The following is a 22,329-nucleotide window of genomic DNA, read 5'->3' on the forward strand; positions in this document are numbered from 1 at the left end:
GGGCAGAAGAAAAATCGGTCAATAGTGTATGCATCCGCGCCGGGCAAGTCCCGGCCGAAGATGCCAAACGTCATGCCGCAGGCGTTCAGCGCAGCAGGTGCACGGCCAGACCGACCAGCGCGCAGCCGAGCAGCACCTGAATCACCCCGCGCTTGAACTGGAACAGGGCCACGGCCGCCCCCAGTGCGATCAGGGCCGAAGGCCAGTCGAAACTGCCGGAGAAGCCCTGTGGCCAGAGCACGTGATAACCGAAGAACAACGCCAGATTGAGGATGACCCCGACCACGGCGGCGGTGATGGCGGTCAGCGGCGCGGTGAACTTCAGCTCGTTGTGGGTCGACTCCACCAGCGGCCCGCCGGCGAGGATGAACAGGAACGACGGCAGGAAGGTGAACCAGGTGACCAGGCAGGCGGCCAGGGCGCCGCTGGCGAAGGCCGAGTCACCGCCGAACACCGGCTGCACATAGGCGCCGACGAAGGCGACGAAGGCCACCACCATGATCAGCGGTCCCGGCGTGGTCTCGCCCAGGGCCAGGCCATCAATCATCTGTGTCGGCGTCAGCCAGCCATAGTGGCCGACCGCGCCCTGGTAGACATAGGGCAGCACCGCGTAGGCGCCGCCGAACGTCAGCAGGGCGGCCTTGGTGAAGAACCAGCCCATCTGGGTCAGCGTGCCATGCCAGCCGAACAACGCCGTCAGCAGGCCCATCGGCAACAGCCACAGGATGGCGCCAGCCAGCGCCAGCAGGAGCAGGCGTGGCCAACGGAAGCGCGCGTGCTCGGGAGGCGGGGTGTGGTCGTCGATCAGTGCCGGGCCGTAGGCGCGGTTGCTGGTGGCATGGCCGCCACCCAGGCTGAAGTGCTGCGGGGCCAGACGTCCACCGAAGTAGCCGATCACCGCAGCGCCCAGCACGATCAGCGGAAAGGGCAGGTTGAGGGCGAAGATGGCCACGAACGATGCGCCGGCGATTGCCCACAGCCAGTTGTTTTTCAACGCCCGTGAGCCAATGCGATGGGCCGCCTGCAGGACAATCGCCGTCACCGCCGGCTTGATGCCATAGAAGATGCCGGCCACCAGGGGGACGTCGCCGAAAGCGATGTAAACCCAGGACAGGACGATCAGGATCAGCAGCGAAGGCAGCACGAACAGTGCGCCGGCGATGATGCCACCCCAGCTACGGTGCAGCAGCCAGCCGATATAGGTGGCCAGTTGCTGGGCCTCAGGGCCGGGCAGCAGCATGCAGTAGTTGAGGGCGTGCAGGAAACGCCGCTCGGAAATCCAGCGGCGCCGCTCCACCAGCTCCTGGTGCATGATCGCGATCTGCCCCGCCGGGCCACCGAAGCTGATGAAGCCCAGCTTGAGCCAGAAGCGAAAGGCCTCCTTCAGGCTGACACTGGCAGGCGGCACGTGGTCTGCTGGCATGGGGTTGAGTTCCTTGCTGGTACGGGACGGTTTTTGCGCAGGTGGCGGCATCATGGCGGCCAGATATTGCATCAAATTGGCGGCGGGTGGGGGCTCTGGATTGACCCTGGCGATGCTTTTCTATATCTGGGACATGGTCGACAGCGTGGGTAGCGGCGTTTGATGAGCAATGGCAGCAATACCGGTGGCAGTCGGGGGCGTTGGTGGCAGAAACCGGGCGTAGTGCCGCTGGCGCGGACCTTCGTGGTGCTGGTCTGCGTGTCGCTGCTGGTCATCGACGGCTGGTTGATGTGGACGGCGCGCCAGGTCCAGCTGCGAGATGCGGAAATCGAGACGTCCAACCTGGCTTCCGCGCTGGCGCGCCAGGCCAGCGACTCGCTGAGAAAAGCCGATACCGTCCTGCTCGATCTGGTCGAGCGCTTGCAGACCGATGGTCGTCAGCCCGCTCAGCTGCAGCGCCTGGCGCAGCTGATGCGCCTGCATGTCTACGAGTTGGGCGAGCTGCATGGTTTGTTTGCCTATGACCGCGAGGGTCGCTGGCTGGTCAATTCCTTTGGCGAGCTGCCGCCAGGGGCCAACAACGCCGATCGCGAGTATTTCATCTATCACCGCGATCACCCCGATGACCACGGTTCCCGTGTCGGTCGGCCGATCCGCAGTCGCCTCACGGGTGACTGGATCATCCCGCTGTCGCGACGCCTGGAGGATGCACAAGGCCAGTTCGCCGGGGTGGCCCTGGCGACGCTGTCCATCGACTATTTCCGCCAGTTCTATGCCACCTTCGACATCCGCCAGCAGGGCACCATCAACCTGGTGCTGAACGATGGCACCCTGGTCCTGCACAGCCCGTTTCGTGAGTCGATGATCGGCATGGACGTGGCGCACGGCCCCATCTTCAGCAGCCTGCTGCCGCAGAGCCCAACCGGGACCGTCATGCTGCCGTCGATTTACGATGGTGTGGTGCGGCTCTACAGCTACCGGCAGATCCAGGATTACCCGCTGGTCGTGATTGCCTCGCTGGCCAAGGACGACATCTTCGCTGATTGGCGCGAAGACGCCCTGCGCCAGGCCCTGATCGTGGGTTCGCTGATGGCCCTGCTCGGGCTGTTCGGTTTTTACCTGCTGCGCCTCATTCGGCAGGCACAGCACACCCAGGTGGAGCTCATCGCCACGCGTGATGCCCTGCGGGCCTTCAATCAGCGCCTGGAGCAACAGGCGCTGGAAGACGAACTCACACGGTTGGCCAACCGCCGTCGCTTCATTCGTGCGTTGAGCGACGAGTTCGCGCGCGCCAATCGCTCGCAGCGGCCACTGGCACTGGTCCTGCTCGATGTCGACTACTTCAAGCAGTACAACGACATTTATGGCCATTCGGCCGGCGACGAATGCCTGCGTCTGGTCGCCGATGTGATTCGCAGTGCCCAGAAGCGGCCGGCCGATCTGGCGGTACGCTACGGCGGCGAGGAGTTTTGTCTGTTGTTACCCGAGACCGACGGCGAGGGTGCATTGCAGGTGGCCGAGCAGGTGCGCCAGGCGCTGGAGGCGCGCGCCGTGGCCCACGCCGGATCGCCCCGGCTGCGCCTGAGCCTGAGCGCCGGGGTCCATGTCTATTCGCCGGCAGAGGGCGCCGCACAGGGGCCTGAGACCCTGATTCAGGGGGCCGACAAGGCGCTTTACGCGGCCAAGGCCGCCGGTCGCGACCGCGTGATGCTGTACGACGAGAGCATCGTGCAACTGATCGGCTAGCTCAGTGCCAGGTCGGCCGCCGCGTGGGCATGCAGGCGGCAGGTGTCGAGCAGCGGTACCCCGGCATCGCCGGACTGCACCAGCAGGCCAATCTCGGTGCAGCCGAGAATCACCGCCTGGGCGCCGTTCGCCACCAGGCGTCCGATCACCTGGCGATAGGCCTGCCGCGAGGCTTCGCTGACCACGCCCCGGCACAGCTCCTCGTAGATCACCCGATGTACTTCGGTGCGGTCGGGCTCGTCCGGTACCAGCACCTGAATGCCATGACGCTGCTCCAGGCGCTCGCGGTAGAAGGGCTGCTCCATGGTGAAACGGGTGCCGAGCAGGCCGACCTGCTGCAGGCCGGCGGCCCGGATGGCCGTGGCGGTCGGGTCGGCGATATGCAGCAGCGGCAGGTCGCTGGCCGCCTCGATGGCGTCCGCCACCTTGTGCATGGTGTTGGTGCAGAGCAGCAGGAAGTCCGCTCCCGCGCTTTCCAGACGCCTGGCCGCATCGGCCAGCAGCGTGCCGGCGGCGGCCCAGTCGCCCTGGCGCTGCAGCGCTTCGATCTCGTGGAAGTCCAGGCTGTAGAGCACCAGCCGTGCCGAATGCAGGCCGCCCAGGCGCTCGCGTACCGCTTCGTTGATATGGCGGTAGTAGGGCAGGGTGGACTCCCAGCTCATGCCACCGAGCAGGCCTATGGTCTTCATCGCGAGTTCCTTGTGGTGTCGGTCGTCGATCATGCGCCGCTGGTGGGGTGGCCCGACAGTCACAGCCAGGCGTGGATCGACCCCAACAGATGACCGGAGCGGCGTTTTTGCGCCGACTGCGGAATAATGCGCAGCCCTTTTGTCGAGCCCCGCCATGTCGTCGCGCCCCCTGCACGTTCGCCCCAGTTTCCTGCACCTGCCGCCCGGTGACTGGGCAACCGTGCTCGACTGCCTGTGCGCGCGCTTCCCGCAGATCTCCCGGCAAACCTGGCTGCAGCGCATGGCCCGTGGCCTGGTGCTGGACGACCGCGACCAGCCGCTGGGCCCGGATGCCCCTTATCGCGAGGCACTGCGCGTGCAGTACTTCCGCGAGATCGAGAACGAACGACCGATCCCGTTCCAGGCGCAGATCCTCTATCAGGACGCGCACCTGCTGGTAGCCGACAAGCCGCACTTCCTGCCGGTCATGCCGGCTGGCGACTACGCCGAGGAGACCCTGCTCACCCGCCTGGTGCGCGAGACCGGCAATCCGCAGCTGGCACCGCTGCACCGCATCGACCGGCACACTGCCGGGCTGGTGCTGTTTTCCACCACGCCGGCCAGCCGTGGCGCCTACCAGGCGCTGTTCCGCGAACGGCGCATCGACAAGCGCTACCAGGCCATCGCCCCGGCGCTGCCGCAGTACGACTTCCCGCTGCGCCGGCACAGCCGCCTGGAGAAGGGCGAGCCGTTCTTCCGTATGCGTGAGGTGGCGGGCGAGCCAAACAGCGAGACCCTGCTGGAAGTGCTGGAGCGCCACGGCGAACAGTGGCGCTATCGGCTGTTCCCGGTCACCGGTAAACAGCACCAGCTGCGCGTGCACATGGCCGCTCTTGGCGCGCCGATCGCCAATGACACCTTCTACCCCGAGCTGGTCGATGAGAAGGGCGTGGACGATTTCAGTCGGCCGCTCAAGCTGCTGGCCCACAGCCTGGCCTTCAGCGACCCGCTGAGTGGCGAGACGCGCCGTTTCGAGAGCTGCATCGAACTCGACTGGTAGCGCTTCAGACGGCGCCGCGCAGACGCGCCAGGTCGCGCACCGGTGGCTCGCCGAACAGGCGGCTGTATTCGCGGCTGAACTGCGATGGGCTTTCGTAGCCGACCCGGTAGCCGGCGCTCGATACATCCAGGTTCTCGCACAGCATTAGCCGCCGCGCTTCCTGCAGGCGCAGCTGCTTTTGGTACTGCAGCGGGCTCATGGCGGTTACAGCTTTGAAGCGGTGGTGCAGGGTGGACGTGCTCAGGTTGGCTACGCGTGCCAGCTCGTCGATACGCAGCGGCTCGTCGTAGTGGCGGTTCAGCCACTCGATGGCGCGGTTGACTCGGTGTGCCTGGCTGTCTGCCGTGGCGATGTCGCGCAGCAGCTGGCCCTGCGGGCTGCACAGCAGGCGGTAGAGGATCTCGCGGCGCACCAGTGGAGCGAGCATGGCGATGTCGCGTGGTGTGGTGAGCAGCCGAAGCAGGCGTAGCACCGCATCCAGCAGCGACGTGTCCAGCGGATCGACATGCAGGCCGCGACCACTGCTGCGACTGGGCATGCCGATGGGACCTGCGCTGGCGATCAACTCGCCCAGCTCGGCAGGGTCGATGTCCAGGCGCATGCCCAGGTAGGGCTCGTCGACCGTGGCTTCGGTCACTTCGCCAGTGACCGGCAAGGTCACTGCGGCCACCAGGTAATGCAGTGGGTCGTAGCAATAGCGCTCGTCTTCCAGGCACACCACCTTCTGCCCCTGGGCGGTCACGCACAGGGCGGGTCGATACAGGGTGTGGGTGATGGGTGAGGGCTTGCTGGCACGGAAGAGCACCAGGTTGGCAATGGCGGTGTCGTGCGTGCCGTCCGCTCCGGCGAAACGGGCGATCAGCTCGGCCAGCTGCAGGCGCTGGCTATGCATGGCGTTGGCGTCTGGCATGGGGAATTCCTTGGCGAGTGTGGCAGCTTACCTGGCCGGCTCTCACGGCTGCCCGCGGCTGGATTGATCTTGGCAGGAATAGGCAAGTGCGCGGCAGTATCGTGCAGATCACCCGGCCGGCTCAGTGGGCGTAGCGGTCGTACAGTTGCTGGTAACGGCCATCGCGATTCAGCTGCGCCAGGGCTGCCCGCCAGCGAGCCACCTCGGCAGCCGGCGTATCCAGGGACAGTGCGATGTAGCCGTGGTCCTGCCCCAGCGATACGGCGCTGGGCGCCACCTCGTCGATGCCCACGTCGGCCTCTGCCAGTATGTTCGGCAGGTCGCGGTCGGCCGAGGCCACCAGCAGCACGCGGCCGGCGGCGAGCATGCGGAAGCAGCCCGCATAGGAGTTGGCGCGGCGCAGCTGGGTGAACTGGTGTTCGACAAACAGGCTGTCATGGGAGCTGCCGTTGAGCACGCAGACCGGCATATCGGTGGCTTCGGCCAGGCTGCGGACACCGGTGGGGCGCACACTCAATTCATACAGGTAGTCATTTTCCTGCAGGGTCGGGCCGACCCAGTGCACCAGATGCTCGCGTTCTTCGGTGCGGCTGAGGTTGAAGAGCACCACATGGGCGCGCGACTGGACCAGTTTGAGGCCTCGTGCCAGTGGTACTTCGACGATGTTCTGTGGCTGTCCGAGTTCGCCGAGCACGGTGCGCACCAATTCGAGGTAAAAGGCGCGCTTGCCGCCGTGTGCAAGCCCGCGCAAATCGCCGTCGACGCTGCTGGCCTGGTTGCCGAGGCTGTGGGTGTAGACCTGCCAGTCCGCAGCGGTAGCTGGCAGCGTGGCAAGCAGCAAGGCGAGCAGCAAGGGTCTCAAAGGTGGTCTCGGCAGATTTGGACGAGGTGGCAGATTGCAATGTTCGGGCCGACTGCGCAACGTGGTCGGCAGAATCAGGCAAATGCTTGGCAGTATTCGCCTAACCCTCGGGCTTCGCGCGGCTGCAGTCTGGGTGCGTAGGGCAGACGGGAGCGAAGCGATGCCACAAGCGATAGTCGGCCTGGTGAGCTGCCAGGTGATGCGAAACCAGGCAGCGACGCTGGAGCAGCGCCTGGTTGAACTGCAGCAATGGATGCTCACCGATGCCGCCTGCCAGGGCTGTGAGCTGCTGCGCCAGGGCGAGGTGTGGCAGTTGCGTGGCCTCTGGGTGTCCCGGCAGGCATTGGAGGCCAACCTGCGGTTGCCGCATCTGCATGAAATGCTTGGTCGCCTGCTGGGTGAGGGACTGGCGCAGCGTCTCGAGATGGGTGAGGAGGCGTCCGGCCTCAGCCACAGCTCAGGCGGATGATGATGTCGTCTTCGTCGATATCGATGTTCAAGCGCTGCGGGTTGTAGTCCATGGTCACCGGCTGGTTGGGGTGGGTGACCCGTAGCTGAGCAGCGCCGGACTCGGCGCGCGCGCGCTCGGCCAGGTCGGTGGTGATGCGTTCTTCCAGCAGATACTGCACCGGCTCGGCGTTGCAGCGGCCGTCGCCCTTGTTCGCTTTGGCGCCGTCCTGCTGCGGGCTGGCGGCGCAGCCGGCGAGCAGGGCGCCGGCCAGTAGGGCGGGAAGGGGCAGGATTCGGCTCATGGTGGGCGTCCTTGTCTGAAAACAGGGTTCCACCGTGCCACCGTCTGCCCCGTCAGGCAACCGTGGCGATCAGAGTACGCGGTAGACCTGGCCGGTCTGCAGGCCCTCGGCGCTCTTGGCGTACGCCAGTGCCACCGTGGCCGCCGGCACCGCCTTGAAGCCGCGGAAGTAGGGGCCGTAGGCCGGCAGCGATTCCTCCAGTACGGTCGGGCTCACGCCGTTGATGCGCAGGCCGCGTGGCAGTTCGAGGGCGGCGGCGCGGACGAAACCGTCCAGCGCGGCATTCACCGTGCTGACCGCCGCGCCATAGCGGATCGGGTCTTCGCTGAGCACGCCGGAGGTAAGGGTGAAGGAGGCACCGTCATTGGCAAACTCGCGGCCGATCAGCACCAGGTTGATCTGGCCCATCAACTTATCGTCCAGGCCTACGGCAAACTCCTTGGCGGTGAGCTCCTCCAGTGCGCCGAAGTGAGCGTTGCCGGCGGCGCTGATCAGTGCGTCGAACGGGCCGGTCTGCTCGAACAGGCGGCGGATCGAGGCCGGGTCGGTGATGTTCACCTGCAGTTCGCCGCTGTGGCGGCCGACGCGGATGATGTCGTGGCGCTCGCGCAGTTCACGGTCGATGGCCTGGCCGATGGTGCCGCTGGCACCGACGAGGATGATTTTCATGCTGAGACTCCTGAGTGAGGGGGTGTGGAGCCAGCTTAGGCGGTATTGAGTTGCCAATAATCCATGTAATGTGAAACCTTTGGTTCTCATATGGAAACAGTGAGTGCCGCGCCATGAGCGAACTGGAAGACCTGGTCGCCTTCGCCCTGCTGGTCGAGGCCGGCAGTTTCACTGCCGCCGCCGAACGCATGGGCTGCAGCAAGGGCCAGTTGTCCAAGCGCATCAGCGGCCTGGAGCGCAGCCTCGGCAGCCAGCTGCTGCACCGCACCACGCGGCGCCTGCACCTGACCGCCGCCGGCGCCGCCCTGTTGCCCGAGGCACAGGCGCTGCAGGCCCAGGCCCAGCGCGCGCGGCAGGCGGTGCGCAGCCTGCAGGACCAGGTGGCCGGCACGGTGCGCCTGACCGTACCGGTGTCGCTCGGTGAAACCTTCTTCGATGCCCTGCTGCTGGATTTCGCCAGCCGCTACCCGCAGGTACGGGTCGAACTGGATCTGGCCAATACCTACCGCGACCTGGTTGCCGATGGCTTCGACCTGGCCATCCGCTCCGGCGTCGAGCAGGACGAGCGCCTGGTGGCGCGGCCGCTGTTCGCCCTGCAGGAAATCACCTGCGCCGCGCCGGCCTACCTGGCGCGCCACCCGGCGCCGCAGACGCCGGCCGAGCTGAGTCGGCACCAGTGCCTGCTCAATACCCACTACAGCGGTTTCGAGCAGTGGCTGTACCACCGCCAGCACCGCCTGGAGCGGGTGCCGGTGTCCGGGCAGCTGGCCAGCAACCACTACAGCCTGCTGAAGAAGGCGGCGCTGAGCGGCGCCGGCATCGCCCGCCTGCCGTCCTACATGGTCCAGGACGAGCTGGCCGATGGTCGCCTGCAATGGCTGCTGCGCGACTACCAGACGCGCAGCACCCCGGTGTTCCTCGTGCACCCCTGGCAGGGCAGCTTGCCGCGCCGTACTCAGGCGCTGGTGGATTATCTGCTGGGTTGGTTCGAGCGCAGCCGCCTGGCGCTGGACGGCCTCAGCGCCTGAGCTCGCCGGCCACCTGTTGGATCTGCTGGCGCAGCCAGCGGCGCAGGCGGTCGGCGTCGGTGCGCTCGTGCCAGATCTGCATCACTTCCACCTGTGGCAACTCCAGGCCGGCCGGCAGGGGATGCAACACCAGCGAGGCATCGCGCGCCACCGCCTCCTCGGCCACCGAGCGCAGGCACGTGAGCAGCAGTTCGCTGCCACGCACCAGGCGGCTCGGCGCGATGAAGCTGGACAGCCCGGCCGCCACCCGGCGTGTTTGCCCCTGAGCCTGCAGGGCGCGGTCGACCAGGCCGTTGAGGTCGCCGGTGAGGGTGGTCAGCAGGTGTTCGCAGGCCAGGTAGGCCGCCAGGTCGAGCCCCCCGGCGAGGCGCGGATGGTCGCGCGCGGCCAGCACCACGAAATCCTCGGAGAGCAGGCGCTGCTGGCGGAAGGTGTCCGGCAGGTTGGCGTAGAAGCCGGCGATGGCCAGGTCGCAGGTACCTTTCTCCAGCTCCTCGCGCGGCAGCAGGCCACGGGTGTTGTGGGTGATCAGCAGCAGGTTGGGCGCCTGCTCGCGCAGGCGCGGCAGCAGGGCGGGCAGCAGGGTCTGCTCGATGTAGTCGGTGGTGTAGAGGTGGATGCGCTCGGCGCGCTGCAGGAAGTCGCGGCCCTCGCACTGGTCGTAGAGGGCCTCCAGCTCGGCCACCAGGCCCTGCACCAGCGGCGCCAGTTCATGGGCCCGTGGCGTTGGCGTGAGGCCGCGTGGGGCGCGCACGAACAGCGCATCGCCCAGCTCGTGGCGCAGCTTGTTCAGCTTGTGGCTCAGCGCCGGCTGGCTCAGCGCCATGCGCGCGGCGGCCAGCGAGGCGTTGCGCTCCTGGTAGAGCACGTGGAAGACCAGCAGCAGGTTGAGGTCCTTGTTGGCGATATTCACTTTTTGGATACCAGAAATAAAAGCTTTCGAATTATCGAATCATAACCGCCCGCCTAAGATTCGCCTCATCCGAACGGACCCCCGTTCGCCTCATTCAACGGAGACCGCCCATGAAGACCTTCCACCCGCTGGCCCTGGCCGTGCTCGCTAGTCTCGCCGCCACTGCCGCCGTCGCCGCCGAGCCCAAGGGCCAGGTGCTGGTGCTGCTGTCCAGCGAGAACCGGCTTGCGCTCAAGGATGGCCAGCACTACGCCACCGGCTACTACCTCAACGAGTTCGGCGTGCCGGCCGACCGCCTGCTCAAGGCCGGCTACGAGCTGGTGCTGGTGACGCCCAGGGGCAATGCGCCGAGCGTGGATCAGAAGTCCGTCGACCCGCAGTACTTCGGCGGCGACGCCGCCGAGATGCAGCGTATCCAGCAGGTAGTGGCCGGGCTGCCGGGCATCGACGACAGCCTGTCGCTCGACGAGGTGCTGGCCGGCGATCTGGAGCAGTACGAGGGGTTGTTCATCCCCGGTGGCCACGCGCCGCTGATCGACCTGGCCAACAACCCGCAGGTCGGCACCCTGCTGCGCCATTTCCACCAGGCCGGCAAGCCCACTGCCGCCATCTGCCACGGCCCCATTGCGCTGCTGGCGGCGCAGGCTGATCCACAGGGCTATGAGGCGGCGCTGGTGCGCGGCGAGCGACCGGCGGCCGCGGACTGGACCTACCAGGGCTACCGCATGACCATCTTCTCCGACCCGGAGGAGGCGGTGTTCGAGAGCTCCCTGGATGGCGCACGCATCCGCTACTACCCGGCTCCGGCAATGGCCGCCGCCGGTGGCGACATGCAATACGCCAAGGCCTGGCAGCCGCACGTGGTGGTCGACCGCGAGCTGATCACCGGGCAGAACCCCTTCTCCGACAAGGCCCTGGCCGAGGCCCTGATCAATCAGCTGGAGGCGCGCTGAGTCCGCCTGGCATAAGCGCTGCCGGTGGGCAGGTATGACCGCCGCGCGCTTGTTTCAGCTATCCATTTTTTGAATGTCTGAAATCAAGGATTTTGAGTTAACGAATCACCTCGAGCGACCTACCCTCTAGGGCATCGAAATCACAGCGGGCACTATCCCGAGGAGCTGTTCATGAAGATTCTGCTGGTACTCACCTCCCACGACCAACTCGGCAACACCGGGCACAAGACCGGCTTCTGGCTGGAGGAATTCGCCTCGCCCTATTACGTGTTCAAGGACGCCGGGGCGCAGATCACCCTGGCCTCGCCCAAGGGCGGCCAGCCGCCGATCGACCCGAAGAGCGATGCCCCGGACGCGCAGACCGCCGCCACCCGGCGCTTTGCCGAGGACGCCGAGGCGCAGCAACTGCTGGCCACCAGCGTGCCGCTGACGCAGGTGCGCGCCGAAGACTTCGATGCGCTGTTCTACCCTGGCGGCCATGGCCCGCTCTGGGATCTGGCCGAGGACGCCACTTCCGTCGCCCTGATCGAGCGCTTCATCGCCCTCGGCAAGCCGGTAGGCGCGGTCTGTCACGCGCCGGGCGTGCTGCGCCATGTCAAGGCCGCGGACGGCACGCCGCTGGTGCGCGGCAAGCGCGTCACCGGCTTCAGCAACAGCGAGGAAGAGGCGGTTGCTTTGACCGACGTGGTGCCCTTCCTGGTCGAGGACATGCTCAAGGCCCACGGCGGCGTCTATGGCCGGGCGGCCGACTGGCACAGCCATGTCGAGGTCGACGGTCTGCTGGTCACCGGGCAGAATCCCGCTTCCTCGGACGCCAGTGCCGAGGCCCTGCTGACCCTTGTGGAACGGAACTGAGCGATGAAATACCTGCACACCATGGTGCGCGTCCGTGATCTGGACGCCTCCCTGCGCTTCTACCGCGATGCCCTCGGCCTGGAAGTACTCAAGCAGCGCGACTACCCCCAGGGCCGCTTCACCCTGGTCTACCTGGCTGCCCCGGGCGATGCGGATGCCCAGGTCGAGCTGACCTACAACTGGGACCCCGAGGACTACGGCAGCGCGCGCAACTTCGGCCACCTGGCCTATGCGGTGGACGACATCTACGCCGCCTGCCTGCGCCTGCAGGAACACGGCGTGACCATCAACCGCCCGCCGCGTGACGGCCACATGGCCTTCGTGCGCTCGCCGGACCAGATCTCCATCGAGCTGCTGCAGAAGGGCGAGCCGCTGGCGCCGGCCGAACCCTGGGTGTCCATGCCCAACGTCGGCAGCTGGTGAGCGCGCGGTGCGCCTGAACGCCGACTTCGCCCTGCCCGTGGTGATCCGCCCGGGCGATACGCCCTGGGTGGCCTCGCCGCTGGCCGGGGTGGAGCGGCGGATGCTCGACCGCATCGGCGAGGAGCTGGCGCGGGCCACCTCCATCGTGCGCTACGCGCCGGGCTCGCACTTCAGCGCGCACGGGCATCCGGGCGGTGAGGAATTCCTGGTGCTGGAGGGGGTGTTCTCCGACGAACGCGGCGACTATCCGGCCGGCACCTACGTGCGCAATCCCATCGGCAGCCGCCACGCGCCGTTCAGCCGCGAGGGCTGCACGATTTTCGTCAAGCTGATGCAGTTCGATGCGGCCGACCGCGCCGAGGTGGTGATCGACAGCCGCCGTGCCGAGTGGACGCCGGGTGCGCTACCCGGCCAGCGCGAGCTGGCCCTGCACGCGTTCGCCGCCGAGCAGGTGCGCCTGCTGCGCTGGGCGCCCGGCACCGCGCAAGCGCTACAGGGCTATCCCGGCGGCGCCGAGTTGCTCGTGCTCGAAGGCAGCCTGCAGGACGAGCGTGGGACTTATCCTGCGGGCAGCTGGCTGCGCTACCCGGCGCAGTTCAGCCACCGCCCGGGCAGCGCCGAGGGCTGCCTGCTCTGGTGCAAGAGCGGGCATCTCGCGCCCTAGGCGCTGGCCATCAGGCGCCGGTACTGACGGGCACGGCGGGCGGTCTTCAGCTGCTCGGCGAGCAGCGCGCGCAGCGGTGACACGCCGGGGTTGGGGCGCCGGCCCTGGCTGAGGCGGCGCAGCTGGTACTTCACCGTCGCCATATAGGCCAGCGAGGCCAGCGCCTTGCGCTTCCAGCGGATCGGCGGCAGTTCGGCCGTGCTGTTCTGCCCGGCCTGCCACTGGCGCGGCAGGTCCGGTTCGATGGCCAGCGCGGTGGCGATGCCGGCCATGGCCAGGCCGCTATCGAGCACCTGCTGCACCACCGGCAGGCGACGGATACCGCCAGTGACCATCACCGGCATGCGTGCCACCTGGGCGATCTCACGGGCGAATTCGAGGAAGTAGGCCTCGCGCGCCAGGGTGCGGCCGTCGCGGGCATCGCCCTGCATGGCCGGGGCCTCGTAGCTGCCGCCGGACAGCTCGACCAGATCGACGTCCAGTTCATTGAGCATCTGCACCACGCGCTTGGCATCGCTGGCGTCGAAGCCGCCGCGCTGGAAGTCCGCCGAGTTCAGCTTGACCGCGACGCAGAAGCCCGGCGCCACCTGCGCGCGCACCGCCTTGACCACCTCCAGCAGCAGGCGCGCGCGGTTCTCGATGGGGCCGCCCCAGCTGTCCGTGCGCTGGTTGCTCAGCGGCGAGAGGAACTGGCTGAGCAGGTAACCATGTGCGGCGTGGATCTGCACGCCGGTGAAGCCGGCCTGTTCGGCCAGCGCGGCGCTGCGGGCGAAGCGCTGGATCAGCTCGCCGATTTCCTCGTCGCTCAGCGGCCGCGGCAGCGGGAACATCTTGGAGAAGCTGCCCAGTTCCAGGGCCACGGCCGAGGGCGCAACGGTTGGCTGGCCGAGGTTGGCCTGCATCTGCCGGCCGGGGTGGTTGAGCTGCATCCAGAACTGCGCGCCCTGGGCGCGGCCGATGCGCGCCCAGTCGCGGAAGCGTTGCAACAGGCGGTCGTCCTCCAGCACCACGCCGCCGGGGCCGGTCATGGCGCGGCGGTCGATCATCACGTTGCCGGTCAGCAGCAGGCCGGCGCCGCCCTCGGCCCAGGCCTGGTACAGGCGCAGCAGCTCGGCCGAGGGGCCCTGGTCGAGGGCGGCCAGGTTTTCCTCCATCGCCGCCTTGGCGATGCGGTTGGGGATCTGGGTGCCGTTAGGCAGTAGCAGGGGCTGGAAGGCGTTCATGGAGGGCTCCGCGGTGGCGTGTGCGGCAAGACTAAGGTTAAAGTCAACTTCAAGGTCAATAGCCCGGAGGCATCGGCATGAAAATCGGCGAACTGGCCAGGCGCACCGGCCTGGCGCCCTCGCGCATCCGCTTCTACGAGGCCAGCGGGCTGATCGCCGCGCAGCGCCAGAGCAACGGCTATCGCGACTACCCAGCGGAGGCCGAGCAAACCCTGGCGGTGATCGCCTGTGCCCAGCAGTCGGGCTTCAGCCTGGAGGAAATCCGCCGCCTGCTGCCCGACCCGGTGGCCAAGAGTTGGCCGCACGACGAGCTGCTGGCCGCGCTCAGGGCCAAGGTCGGCGAGATCGAGGCGATGCAGGCGCGCCTGGCACAGAACCGCGCCCAGCTGCTGGCCACCATCGCCGACATCGAGAACAAGCCGGCGGGCATGCAGTGCGCGGAGAACGCTCAGCGCATGCTGGCGAAAATGCATGAGCGCCGGTAGGTATCCATGACCTGCGCCCGGTAAGCAGGCCCCTCGCTCCGTGTTAATGATTGTTTAGCCAAAGCACAACTGAAAGTGCAAAGAATCGGATTTAAAGCCCGTTCTTTGCCGTGCGAGGCTGCATCCTCATGAATGCACCCTTTCCCGAAAGCCGCTTGCCAGCTCGCATCCACCAAGGTGCCGGTCTCTTCGGCGGTTATCCCATTCTGGCCTTTTGGGCCCTCTGGCATTGCCGCCATGCGCGCCCTCCGGATGCCGCTCTCATCGCCTGAGTCTGGTGCTCCCAGGAGCGCCGTTTGCCAGCGTCCCGCCGTCGCGCGGTGCGCGATTCGAACAGAACAATAAGTGCCGGTCATGCAGGACCAGCCCCGAGGAAAACCCGATGAACGCCGCCACCAAGCCCGTAATCCCCGCCGCCGAACGCGCTCCGTCCTACTATAGCGCGACGCTCAACGAGGAGACTCACTACCCGAGCCTGCAGGGCCAGGTCAGCGTCGACGTCGCCATCATCGGTGGCGGTTTCACCGGCGTCGCCACCGCCGTGGAGCTGGCCGAACGCGGCCTGAAAGTCGCCATTGTCGAGACCCACAAGATCGGCTGGGGCGCCACCGGGCGCAACGGCGGTCAGGTCACCGGCAGCCTGTCGGGCGACGCGGCTATGCGCAAACAGATGCGCAATACGCTGGGCGAGGAGGTTGACGACTTCATCTGGCATCTGCGCTGGCGCGGTCACGAGATCATCAAGAACCGCGTGCAGAAGTACGGCATCCAGTGCGACCTGAAACACGGCCACCTGCACGCGGCAATGAAGCCTTCGCACATGGATGAGCTGCAGGCCTCCTACGCCGAAGCCGTGGAACGCGGCATGGGCGACGAGGTGACCCTGCTCGACGCCGCCGGCGTGCGCGAGCACCTGGCCAGCGACCTGTACCTGGGCGCGATCAAGAACACCCGCAACATGCACCTGCACCCGCTCAACCTGTGCATTGGCGAGGCCAAGGCCGCCGAGAGCCTGGGCGCGCTGATCTTCGAGCATTCCGAGGTGCTGGACATCATTCACGGCCCGCGCCCGACTGTGGTCACCTCCGGCGGGCGCATCGACGCCGCCCAGGTACTGCTGGCCGGCGACGTCTACCACAAGCTTGAGCGCAAGCAGCTCAAGGGCATGATCTTCCCGGCCATGGGCGGCATCGTCACCACCGCGCCGCTGGGCGACCTGGCCAAGGAGCTGAATCCGCAGAGCCTGGCCGTGTACGACTGCCGCTTCGTGCTCGATTACTACCGCATGACCGCCGACGGCCGCCTGCTGTTCGGCGGCGGTGCCAACTACTCGGGCCGCGACTCGCGCGACATTGCTGGCGAGCTGCGCCCGTGCATCGAGCGCACCTTCCCGCAGCTCAAGGGCGTGCAGATCGACTTCCAGTGGAGCTGCGCCATGGGCATCGTGATGAACCGCATCCCGCAGCTGGGCAAGCTGTCGCAGAACGTCTGGTACTGCCAGGGCTACTCCGGCCACGGCATCGCCACTACCCACATCATGGGCGAGATCATGGCCAACGCCCTGACCGGCACCCTCGGCCACTACGACACCTTCGCCGCCTGCAAGCACATCAAGGTGCCGCTGGGCGATGTGTTCGGCAACCCGATGCTGGCTGCCGGCATGTGGTACTACCAGATGATGGAGAAGCTGCGCTGAGGCGCAGCGGTCGGGCAGGGTGATCGGCGAGTTCAACAGTGACGACTAGCGCTGTTGAATTCGGCTTTGGCTGTTGCTGTGGATGAGCTTAGGGTGGTTGGTCTGGTTGGAGATTGTTTGTATTTGGTGGGGGGGCTGCTTTCGGCCCAGTGGACTACCCCCGCTCCGGTAGACATTTTCCGGCCTCATAACGAGGCGCTTTCAAAGGCCTCGGGACTGACGCCACCCAAGTGACTGTGGCGTCGGGTTCGGTTGTAGAAAACCTCGATGTAGTCGAACACATCAGCCCTAGCCAGGTCGCGGGTTTTATAGATGCGTTTACGGATGCGCTCTTTCTTCAGGCTGCTGAAAAAGGACTCGGCCACCGCATTATCCCAGCAGTTACCGCGGCGACTCATGCTGGGCTCCAGGTTGTTGGCAGCGCAGAAACGTTTCCAGTCATCACTGCCGTACTGGCTACCCTGATCGGAGTGAACAATGACCCGACTCTTAGGCTTGCGCCGCCAGAGCGCCATGAGTAGCGCGTCCAGGGCCAGCTCGCGGGTCAGTGTCGGCTTCATCGACCAACCGACCACCTTGCGTGCATAGAGATCCACCACCACAGCCAAGTACAGCCAGCCCTGCCAGGTACGGATGTAGGTGATGTCGGTCACCCAAGCCTTGTTGGGAGCATCGACAGTGAATTCACGGTTGAGATGGTTGGGTGCGATTATCGAGGGCCGCCCAGCGATTGGGCGTGGCGCCTTGTAGCCCCGCAGGGCCTTGATCTTGTGGGCACGCATCAGACGAGCGACGCGGTGTTTGCCGCAAGTTTCACCGGCTTCCCGCAGGTCGCCAAAGACCCGGCGTGCGCCGTAAACACCACGACTGGCCGCGTAGGAGTCGCGGATCAGTTGCAGCAACCGGTGGTTTTCCTGCTCACGATCAGAAACGGGCTTGTGCAGCCATTGATAGAACCCGGCACGAGCAATCCGCAATACCCGGCACATCGTGGTGATGGCGTGCTGGTGGCGATGCTCGTTCATGAAGCGGTACTTCACTCGGGCTCCCTGGCAAAGTACCGCGCGGCTTTTTTTAAGATATCCCGCTCTTCTTCAAGGCGGCGCATCTGGGCTCGCAACCGTAGGATTTCACTCTTGGCTTCGAGCAGTTCGCTGGCCTGCTTCTCCGACTTATCGGGGGTGACGACCTTCACCCATTTGTAGAGGCTGTGAGTAGAGACTCCGAGGCGCGCGGCGATCTCCGCTACTGAATATCCGCGCTCAACGACCTGTCTGACGGCTTCTGCCTTGAATTCCGGGGTGAATCGCTGGGTGCTCATAGACTTCCTCCTATGCTCAAAGCATAGGCCGGGGATGTCTACCGGAGCGGGGGTAGTCCACCTGCATGTGCTCGCCTACAACTTCAAACGGGTGCTGAGCCTGCTGGGCAATAGTACGCTGATGGCCGCAATGAGGGCCTGAAACCCCACTGGCAGCTCGTTGAACTCGTCACCAAGCATCGCGGAGCCACACTTGCCCGAATCGGTTGAATGACTCGGATCGACACACCAGGAGCCCGTAGGGCCTCTGGGTGCCGCTAAAACAATCCAATATCCAGCTATCCATCACCCCGCTGCGTTTTTACACGGTCTGGGCCGTTAGCCGCCGTGCAAAGGCGGCGATTTGGTGAAGCTTGTCCTAGGTTTTGGGATAAGACATCGCCCTTGCGCCATGCCGGCCACTACCTGGTCATGTGAAACCTCGATACTGGTCGTGCTGTCTGCACAGAGCCTGTATAGATGGCGCGACGAGTCATCCGGGAGAAAGCCAATGCAACGATCAAGACTCTGCTTGGGTGGCGTTCTGCTGGTACTGGCCGGTTGCAGCCATGACGAGCGGGGTGACTATCAGTCGCCCGTCGGCCATTACGACCTGACGCACTGGAAGCTGACCCTGCCGGACGACGATGCCAGTGAGGTCTCCAGCGCCAGGCTGCGTGCCGGCTACGCTTCGCGCTATTTCCACCTGGCGGACAACGGCGCCATGGTTTTTCTGGCGCCGGCCGGTGGCGGCAGTACCGAGAACTCCGACTACCCGCGCGCCGAGCTGCGCGAGCTGCTCGACCCGGAGGATGACAACCGCAACTGGTCGGGTAGCGGCTTCCACCAGCTGCAGGCCAGCGCCCGGGTGCTGCGCGCGCCGAGCACGCAGAAGATCATTGTCGGGCAGGTGCATGGCTTCGACGCTCGCCCGCTGATCAAGCTGCAGTGGCAGAAGGGCCGGATCAAGGCGCTGATCAAGCGCCACCCGCAGGGCAGTAACGAGGACATCACTCATGTCTTCGCCACGCTGGTGGGCAACGATCTGTTCTCTTACCGCATCGAGGTGCGCGACGGTGTGCTGGCGGTGGAAGTGAACGGTGAGCGCATCGAACACGACTTCTTCCGCGAAGACCCGGCCTGGCGCGATGTCGGCTTCTACTTCAAGGCCGGCGCCTATGTGCAGGACGACGAGGAGGATGGGGCCGAAGATGCCGGCGAGGTGCAATTCACCCAGCTGAAGGTGCACCACGAGTGAAACGACGAGGTGCAGTCGGATCCGCCGAGCGTGCGCCGCGAGGGGGCGGCGGCTATCCTATGCGCCCGTTTCACCCGCCCAGGATCACCTCATGAAAGCCCAGCTCCTTGAACTCATCACCTTGATCAGCTCCGGCTGCATGACCGACGAGGAGATCGCCCGCATCGCCGACGAGGCCGCCCAGGCCTATGCCGACCCGGCAGCCTTTCTCGCCGCTAATCCGGACATCAACTACGACGATGATTTCCCCATTCCGCTGGGGGAGTGGGTGGTGATCGGCAGCCTGCCGGATACCGTGCTGTTTCAGGCCGACGACTACGAGGCCCTGCTGGCGCAGATCATCGACTCCTTCGGCCCAAGCGTGACCTTCAACATCAAGCCCAAGCAGCTGGCCAAGGTCGAGCCGCTCAAGGCGCTCAACCGCATCCAGGTGCAGCTCTCCGCGCTGTACAAGGAGAAGGGCGGCTACGTGCTGGTGGATCTCAGCGAGCCGCTGGACGATGAGCTGCAGTGCGTGCTCGTCTACACCAGCGACCTGCCGCGTGTGCTCGAACTGGCCGTGGAAGTCGGCATCTATGCGGCGCCGGCCTACGAGGCGCTGAAAGCCGAGCTGGAGCAGTCGAACTAGCCTCCGGCCCTCACCGCGCCAGCCGCACGGTGACAGGTGTCCGGAAGCTGACTTCACTGCTCGACGCCACGTATCCGGGGTGCCGGGCGGTGCGCGCCAAGTCTGCCCGTGTTTACAGGCTGAAGCCGCCATCAATGGGGATGATGGTGCCGGTCATGTAGGCCCCCGCCGCGCTGCACAGACTGATGGCCAGGGCGGCCATCTCTTCCTCGCGTCCCCAGCGTTGCATGGGGATATGCGCCACGTCCTCGGCCATGGCCGCCTCGTCGCCGGCGATATGCCGGGTCATCTTGCTCGGGAAGCGGCCGGGGGCGATCACGTTGACGTTGATGTGCTCACTCACCAGTTCCCTGGCCAGTATGCGCGACAGCTGGTGCAGCGCTGCTTTGCTCGGGCCATAGGCGTAGGCCTGTTCGCCGAACGCACTGATGCCGGCCACCGAACCGATGTTGATCACCCGCGCCGGGCTTTGCGCGCTGCCGGCCTTGCGCAGCAGCGGCAGCAGTTGCTGGATGCAGCTGAACACGGCGGTGACATTGAGCTGCATGACCTTCTCCCAGCCTTTCACGGGATAGCTTTCCAGCGGCGCGCCCCAGGTGGTGCCGGCGTTGTTGACCAGGATATCGAGCTGCCCGATGCGGCCGCTCAGCTCCTCGGCCAGGGCGCGTGCGCCGTCTTCGCTGGCAAGGTCGGCGGCCAGGCCGATGCATTCGCCATATATCGCGAGTTCCTCGGCGGCCTCGAGGCAGGCGGCGCCATCACGGGCGCAGATGAATACGCGGGCGCCGGCTTCGAGCAGGCCCTGGGCAATCATCCGACCGATGCCGCGGCTGCCGCCGGTCACCAGAGCGGTGCGGCCTTGCAGGCTGAAGTAGGGATGCATGACGGTTCCTCGCGAGTCAGGGACAAGCCCTTACCCTAAACGAGGCGGCGGCAGGCGAGAGTGTTTATAGCCGGCGCAAATGCCTGGGCATCAGCGGTGACGCTGGCGCAGCGGCTCCAGCAGGGCATTCAGGCCGTTGTGGTCGATCTCGTGCATCAGCGCCAGCAGGCGGCCCAGTTCGCCCTTGGGAAAGCCCTGGCGGGCGAACCAGGCGAGGTAGTGGCCGGGCAGGTCGGCGAGCAGGCGGCCCTGGTACTTGCCGAAGGGCATGCTGCGGGTCACCAGCAGCAAGAGGTCATCGGGGTTCATGGTGGCGTCAGGCGGTGAACGGCCGCACAGCATAACCTGCCGCGCGGCTAGCCGGGGCCGCGGCTGGCGCGTTAGGCTGCCGGCTGATCGGCAAGGAGCGAGTGCCTTGGATTTCAAGCAGAAGATTTCCCTGCGCCGTGCCCGTGACAGCGGCGCGGTGCCCGAGCCCGGCGCTGACGCCTGGCTGTTCGAGCTGGGCGAGCGACTGGAGAGTGACCGAGGGCGCATCCTCAACTCGGCGGCGGTGCGCCGCCTGCAGCAGAAGACCCAGGTGTTCCCGCTGGAGCGCAATGCGGCGGTGCGCAGCCGCCTGACCCATTCACTGGAGGTGCAGCAGGTCGGCCGGCATATCGTCCGTACCCTGTTCCAGCGCCTGGGTCCGCGCTCCAGCGAGTACGGGCTGGACGGCCTGGAGCGGGTGCTGGAAACGCTGGTGGAGATGGCCTGCCTGAGCCATGACATCGGCAATCCGCCGTTCGGCCACTTCGGTGAGTTCGCCATCGGCGACTGGTGCGCGCGACACCTGCAGCGGCTGTTCGACCACGCCGTGCCGCAGGCCGATGCCGAGCTGCGCGAGCGCATGCTGCGTGACCTCAACAGCTTCGAAGGCAACGCCCAGGCCATTCGCCTGGTACATCGCCTGCACGACATGAACCTGACCTACAGCCAGGCCGCCTGCATGCTCAAGTACGTGCGCGCGGCGCACCAGGTGAAGCCGCCGAAAGGCAGCGCCGGTGCCTACCTGCGCAAGAAGCCCGGCTTCTACCTGAGCGAGGAGGGCTTCGTCACCCGGCTGTGGCAGACGCTGGGCATGGCGCCACAGACGCGCTACCCGCTGGTCTACGTGATGGAGGCGGCGGACGACATTTCCTACTGCCTGGCCGACCTGGAGGACGCCGTGGTCAAGGGCATCCTCGACTTGCCGCGCCTGTGCTCCCTGCTGCGCGAGACCTTCGCCCGCTTCAAGCCGCTGGATACGGCCATCGATGCGCGCGGGCGCAGCTTCACCGAACTGCTGGACGACGCCTGGCAACGCGCCGAGGCTGAGCCGGTGGACAAGGTCGGGCAGTTCTTTATCCGCTTGCGCGTCAACCTGATCCACCCGCTGGTGCAGCACGCCGCCGGGCAGTTCATCGAACAGCTCGACGCGGTGTATGCCGGCACGCTCGACCGCGCCCTGCTGGAGGACGACAGCCCGGCCTGCGCGGTGGTGCAGACCTTCAAGACGGTGGGCGCCGAGCAGGTGTTCTGCCACCGCGAAGTGGAAACCCTGCAGCTGCGCGGCCTGCGCATCCTGCAAGGGCTGCTGGAGGGCTATGGCGCATTGCTGGGCCTGACCGGCGCCGACTTCCAGGCGCTGCTCGAAGGCCAGGGCCGCGCCGACCAGCGCATGCTGCTGCGCCGCCTGCCCACCCATCTGCTCAGCGCCTATCGCCAGGCACTGAGCGAGCACGCCGGTACCGATGCACCGGCCTGGGAGTTCTACTACCGCACGCGCCTGTTGCTGGACTTCGTCAGCGGCCTGACCGACCAGTTGGCCGAGGACGAGTTCGCGGTACTCAGCGCTCAGTAAGCGCGGGCATGAAAAAGCCGGGCTCCCTCGCGGAGGCCCGGCTTTTTC

24 protein-coding genes and 1 pseudogene are annotated in these 22,329 nt (G+C 66.3%); 14 read left to right on the plus strand and 11 right to left on the minus strand.

The window, feature by feature from the left end:
* Window positions 1-85: 85 nt before the first annotated feature.
* Window positions 86-1,423 (minus strand): chromate efflux transporter, encoded by a 1,338-nt coding sequence (gene chrA / locus ACOAPY_RS06235; protein ID WP_465155656.1) that lies wholly within the window; start codon window positions 1,421-1,423, stop codon window positions 86-88.
* Between the two features lie 162 nt (window positions 1,424-1,585).
* Between chrA and ACOAPY_RS06240 the strand changes: the two genes are divergently transcribed.
* Complete coding sequence (locus ACOAPY_RS06240; protein ID WP_465155658.1) at window positions 1,586-3,169, plus strand: sensor domain-containing diguanylate cyclase; 1,584 nt, start codon at window positions 1,586-1,588, stop codon at window positions 3,167-3,169.
* Here the strand turns inward: ACOAPY_RS06240 and ACOAPY_RS06245 are convergent.
* A complete protein-coding gene (locus ACOAPY_RS06245; RefSeq protein WP_465155660.1) occupies window positions 3,166-3,858 on the minus strand; it encodes an aspartate/glutamate racemase family protein in 693 nt (230 codons plus the stop codon). The genes ACOAPY_RS06240 and ACOAPY_RS06245 overlap by 4 nt on opposite strands.
* A 154-nt stretch (window positions 3,859-4,012) precedes the next feature.
* Between ACOAPY_RS06245 and ACOAPY_RS06250 the strand changes: the two genes are divergently transcribed.
* Window positions 4,013-4,897, plus strand: a complete 885-nt coding sequence (locus tag ACOAPY_RS06250) for a pseudouridine synthase (RefSeq protein ID WP_465155662.1) — start codon at window positions 4,013-4,015, stop codon at window positions 4,895-4,897.
* Window positions 4,898-4,901: 4 nt separating this feature from the next.
* Here ACOAPY_RS06250 and ACOAPY_RS06255 read toward each other — a convergent pair whose 3' ends face one another.
* On the minus strand, window positions 4,902-5,807 hold the full coding sequence (locus tag ACOAPY_RS06255) for an AraC family transcriptional regulator (protein WP_465155664.1): 906 nt from the start codon (window positions 5,805-5,807) through the stop codon (window positions 4,902-4,904).
* Window positions 5,808-5,928: 121 nt separating this feature from the next.
* The gene (locus ACOAPY_RS06260; RefSeq protein ID WP_465155666.1) at window positions 5,929-6,669 is read right to left on the minus strand and encodes a substrate-binding periplasmic protein; all 741 of its coding nucleotides are present in this window, start codon (window positions 6,667-6,669) and stop codon (window positions 5,929-5,931) included.
* Window positions 6,670-6,829: 160 nt separating this feature from the next.
* Between ACOAPY_RS06260 and ACOAPY_RS06265 the strand changes: the two genes are divergently transcribed.
* Window positions 6,830-7,138 carry a hypothetical protein gene (locus tag ACOAPY_RS06265; RefSeq protein WP_465155668.1) on the plus strand — a complete coding sequence of 103 codons (309 nt, stop codon included), beginning with the start codon at window positions 6,830-6,832 and terminating at the stop codon, window positions 7,136-7,138.
* On the opposite strand, the gene ACOAPY_RS06270 is transcribed toward ACOAPY_RS06265, so the two are convergent.
* Both ACOAPY_RS06270 and ACOAPY_RS06275 read right to left on the minus strand, forming a co-directional pair.
* On the minus strand, window positions 7,116-7,421 hold the full coding sequence (locus tag ACOAPY_RS06270) for an I78 family peptidase inhibitor (RefSeq protein ID WP_465155670.1): 306 nt from the start codon (window positions 7,419-7,421) through the stop codon (window positions 7,116-7,118). The genes ACOAPY_RS06265 and ACOAPY_RS06270 overlap by 23 nt on opposite strands.
* 69 nt (window positions 7,422-7,490) lie before the next feature.
* A complete protein-coding gene (locus ACOAPY_RS06275) occupies window positions 7,491-8,090 on the minus strand; it encodes a short chain dehydrogenase (protein ID WP_465155672.1) in 600 nt (199 codons plus the stop codon).
* Between the two features lie 113 nt (window positions 8,091-8,203).
* Between ACOAPY_RS06275 and ACOAPY_RS06280 the strand changes: the two genes are divergently transcribed.
* On the plus strand, window positions 8,204-9,118 hold the full coding sequence (locus ACOAPY_RS06280) for a LysR family transcriptional regulator (protein WP_465155674.1): 915 nt from the start codon (window positions 8,204-8,206) through the stop codon (window positions 9,116-9,118).
* Here ACOAPY_RS06280 and ACOAPY_RS06285 read toward each other — a convergent pair.
* Window positions 9,108-10,031 carry a LysR family transcriptional regulator gene (locus tag ACOAPY_RS06285; RefSeq protein WP_465155676.1) on the minus strand — a complete coding sequence of 308 codons (924 nt, stop codon included), beginning with the start codon at window positions 10,029-10,031 and terminating at the stop codon, window positions 9,108-9,110. The two genes, ACOAPY_RS06280 and ACOAPY_RS06285, sit on opposite strands and share 11 nt — an antisense overlap.
* Before the next feature lie 110 nt (window positions 10,032-10,141).
* Between ACOAPY_RS06285 and ACOAPY_RS06290 the strand changes: the two genes are divergently transcribed.
* The 4 genes from ACOAPY_RS06290 to ACOAPY_RS06305 all read left to right on the plus strand — a co-directional run bounded on the left by ACOAPY_RS06290 (window position 10,142) and on the right by ACOAPY_RS06305 (window position 12,926).
* Entirely contained in the window at window positions 10,142-10,984 is an 843-nt protein-coding gene (locus ACOAPY_RS06290) for a type 1 glutamine amidotransferase domain-containing protein (protein WP_465155678.1), read from the plus strand.
* A gap of 171 nt (window positions 10,985-11,155) precedes the next feature.
* Entirely contained in the window at window positions 11,156-11,839 is a 684-nt protein-coding gene (locus ACOAPY_RS06295; RefSeq protein ID WP_021702648.1) for a type 1 glutamine amidotransferase domain-containing protein, read from the plus strand.
* A gap of 3 nt (window positions 11,840-11,842) precedes the next feature.
* On the plus strand, window positions 11,843-12,262 hold the full coding sequence (locus ACOAPY_RS06300; protein WP_021702649.1) for a VOC family protein: 420 nt from the start codon (window positions 11,843-11,845) through the stop codon (window positions 12,260-12,262).
* 7 nt (window positions 12,263-12,269) lie between these two features.
* Window positions 12,270-12,926 (plus strand): cupin domain-containing protein, encoded by a 657-nt coding sequence (locus tag ACOAPY_RS06305; RefSeq protein ID WP_465155680.1) that lies wholly within the window; start codon window positions 12,270-12,272, stop codon window positions 12,924-12,926.
* On the opposite strand, the gene ACOAPY_RS06310 is transcribed toward ACOAPY_RS06305, so the two are convergent.
* Window positions 12,923-14,149: an NADH:flavin oxidoreductase/NADH oxidase family protein gene (locus tag ACOAPY_RS06310; RefSeq protein ID WP_465155682.1), complete on the minus strand. Its 1,227-nt coding sequence runs from the start codon at window positions 14,147-14,149 to the stop codon at window positions 12,923-12,925. The two genes, ACOAPY_RS06305 and ACOAPY_RS06310, sit on opposite strands and share 4 nt — an antisense overlap.
* A 77-nt stretch (window positions 14,150-14,226) precedes the next feature.
* Between ACOAPY_RS06310 and ACOAPY_RS06315 the strand changes: the two genes are divergently transcribed.
* Window positions 14,227-14,634, plus strand: coding sequence for a MerR family transcriptional regulator (locus ACOAPY_RS06315; RefSeq protein ID WP_061905081.1), 408 nt, complete (start codon window positions 14,227-14,229; stop codon window positions 14,632-14,634).
* Window positions 14,635-15,016: 382 nt separating this feature from the next.
* Window positions 15,017-16,330 (plus strand): NAD(P)/FAD-dependent oxidoreductase, encoded by a 1,314-nt coding sequence (locus ACOAPY_RS06320; protein ID WP_465155684.1) that lies wholly within the window; start codon window positions 15,017-15,019, stop codon window positions 16,328-16,330.
* 185 nt (window positions 16,331-16,515) lie between these two features.
* Here the strand turns inward: ACOAPY_RS06320 and ACOAPY_RS06325 are convergent.
* A protein-coding gene (locus tag ACOAPY_RS06325) for an IS3 family transposase (protein ID WP_465155687.1) occupies window positions 16,516-17,651 on the minus strand; the annotation gives its coding sequence in 2 pieces (ribosomal slippage) (window positions 16,516-17,399 and window positions 17,399-17,651; 1,137 coding nt in all).
* 61 nt (window positions 17,652-17,712) lie between these two features.
* On the opposite strand from ACOAPY_RS06325, the pseudogene ACOAPY_RS06330 reads away from it, so the two are divergent.
* The 3 genes and pseudogenes from ACOAPY_RS06330 to ACOAPY_RS06340 all read left to right on the plus strand — a co-directional run.
* A pseudogene (locus ACOAPY_RS06330) lies at window positions 17,713-17,793 on the plus strand (hypothetical protein); the annotation flags it as partial.
* A 348-nt stretch (window positions 17,794-18,141) separates the two neighbouring features.
* A complete protein-coding gene (locus ACOAPY_RS06335) occupies window positions 18,142-18,888 on the plus strand; it encodes a polysaccharide lyase family 7 protein (protein ID WP_465155689.1) in 747 nt (248 codons plus the stop codon).
* Window positions 18,889-18,979: 91 nt separating this feature from the next.
* Window positions 18,980-19,516, plus strand: coding sequence for a hypothetical protein (locus ACOAPY_RS06340; RefSeq protein ID WP_465155691.1), 537 nt, complete (start codon window positions 18,980-18,982; stop codon window positions 19,514-19,516).
* Between the two features lie 112 nt (window positions 19,517-19,628).
* Here the strand turns inward: ACOAPY_RS06340 and ACOAPY_RS06345 are convergent, their stop codons facing one another.
* Both ACOAPY_RS06345 and ACOAPY_RS06350 read right to left on the minus strand, forming a co-directional pair.
* Window positions 19,629-20,399 (minus strand): SDR family oxidoreductase, encoded by a 771-nt coding sequence (locus ACOAPY_RS06345; RefSeq protein ID WP_465155693.1) that lies wholly within the window; start codon window positions 20,397-20,399, stop codon window positions 19,629-19,631.
* Window positions 20,400-20,489: 90 nt separating this feature from the next.
* Window positions 20,490-20,708, minus strand: a complete 219-nt coding sequence (locus ACOAPY_RS06350) for a DUF3820 family protein (RefSeq protein ID WP_076427665.1) — start codon at window positions 20,706-20,708, stop codon at window positions 20,490-20,492.
* Window positions 20,709-20,814: 106 nt separating this feature from the next.
* On the opposite strand from ACOAPY_RS06350, the gene dgt reads away from it, so the two are divergent.
* Window positions 20,815-22,281 (plus strand): dGTPase, encoded by a 1,467-nt coding sequence (gene dgt, locus ACOAPY_RS06355; protein ID WP_465155695.1) that lies wholly within the window; start codon window positions 20,815-20,817, stop codon window positions 22,279-22,281.
* Window positions 22,282-22,329 lie beyond the last annotated feature (48 nt).

The organism is Pseudomonas stagnisoli, from assembly GCF_048595745.1.
Classification (GTDB): Bacteria; Pseudomonadota; Gammaproteobacteria; order Pseudomonadales; family Pseudomonadaceae; genus Aquipseudomonas; species Aquipseudomonas alcaligenes_A.

Excerpts from the sequence above, each read along its gene's own strand:
- ACOAPY_RS06275 (WP_465155672.1), bottom strand. The coding sequence starts at position 8,090 with ATGAAAATCATCCTCGTCGGTGCCAGCGGCACCATCGGCCAGGCCATC.
- ACOAPY_RS06295 (WP_021702648.1), top strand. The coding sequence starts at position 11,156 with ATGAAGATTCTGCTGGTACTCACCTCCCACGACCAACTCGGCAACACC.
- ACOAPY_RS06290 (WP_465155678.1), top strand. The coding sequence starts at position 10,142 with ATGAAGACCTTCCACCCGCTGGCCCTGGCCGTGCTCGCTAGTCTCGCC.
- ACOAPY_RS06315 (WP_061905081.1), top strand. The coding sequence starts at position 14,227 with ATGAAAATCGGCGAACTGGCCAGGCGCACCGGCCTGGCGCCCTCGCGC.
- ACOAPY_RS06320 (WP_465155684.1), top strand. The coding sequence starts at position 15,017 with ATGAACGCCGCCACCAAGCCCGTAATCCCCGCCGCCGAACGCGCTCCG.
- ACOAPY_RS06310 (WP_465155682.1), bottom strand. The coding sequence starts at position 14,149 with ATGAACGCCTTCCAGCCCCTGCTACTGCCTAACGGCACCCAGATCCCC.
- ACOAPY_RS06280 (WP_465155674.1), top strand. The coding sequence starts at position 8,204 with ATGAGCGAACTGGAAGACCTGGTCGCCTTCGCCCTGCTGGTCGAGGCC.
- ACOAPY_RS06300 (WP_021702649.1), top strand. The coding sequence starts at position 11,843 with ATGAAATACCTGCACACCATGGTGCGCGTCCGTGATCTGGACGCCTCC.
- ACOAPY_RS06250 (WP_465155662.1), top strand. The coding sequence starts at position 4,013 with ATGTCGTCGCGCCCCCTGCACGTTCGCCCCAGTTTCCTGCACCTGCCG.
- ACOAPY_RS06240 (WP_465155658.1), top strand. The coding sequence starts at position 1,586 with ATGAGCAATGGCAGCAATACCGGTGGCAGTCGGGGGCGTTGGTGGCAG.
- ACOAPY_RS06270 (WP_465155670.1), bottom strand. The coding sequence starts at position 7,421 with ATGAGCCGAATCCTGCCCCTTCCCGCCCTACTGGCCGGCGCCCTGCTC.
- ACOAPY_RS06265 (WP_465155668.1), top strand. The coding sequence starts at position 6,830 with ATGCCACAAGCGATAGTCGGCCTGGTGAGCTGCCAGGTGATGCGAAAC.
- ACOAPY_RS06345 (WP_465155693.1), bottom strand. The coding sequence starts at position 20,399 with ATGCATCCCTACTTCAGCCTGCAAGGCCGCACCGCTCTGGTGACCGGC.
- ACOAPY_RS06255 (WP_465155664.1), bottom strand. The coding sequence starts at position 5,807 with ATGCCAGACGCCAACGCCATGCATAGCCAGCGCCTGCAGCTGGCCGAG.
- ACOAPY_RS06335 (WP_465155689.1), top strand. The coding sequence starts at position 18,142 with ATGCAACGATCAAGACTCTGCTTGGGTGGCGTTCTGCTGGTACTGGCC.
- ACOAPY_RS06350 (WP_076427665.1), bottom strand. The coding sequence starts at position 20,708 with ATGAACCCCGATGACCTCTTGCTGCTGGTGACCCGCAGCATGCCCTTC.
- chrA (WP_465155656.1), bottom strand. The coding sequence starts at position 1,423 with ATGCCAGCAGACCACGTGCCGCCTGCCAGTGTCAGCCTGAAGGAGGCC.
- ACOAPY_RS06340 (WP_465155691.1), top strand. The coding sequence starts at position 18,980 with ATGAAAGCCCAGCTCCTTGAACTCATCACCTTGATCAGCTCCGGCTGC.
- ACOAPY_RS06245 (WP_465155660.1), bottom strand. The coding sequence starts at position 3,858 with ATGAAGACCATAGGCCTGCTCGGTGGCATGAGCTGGGAGTCCACCCTG.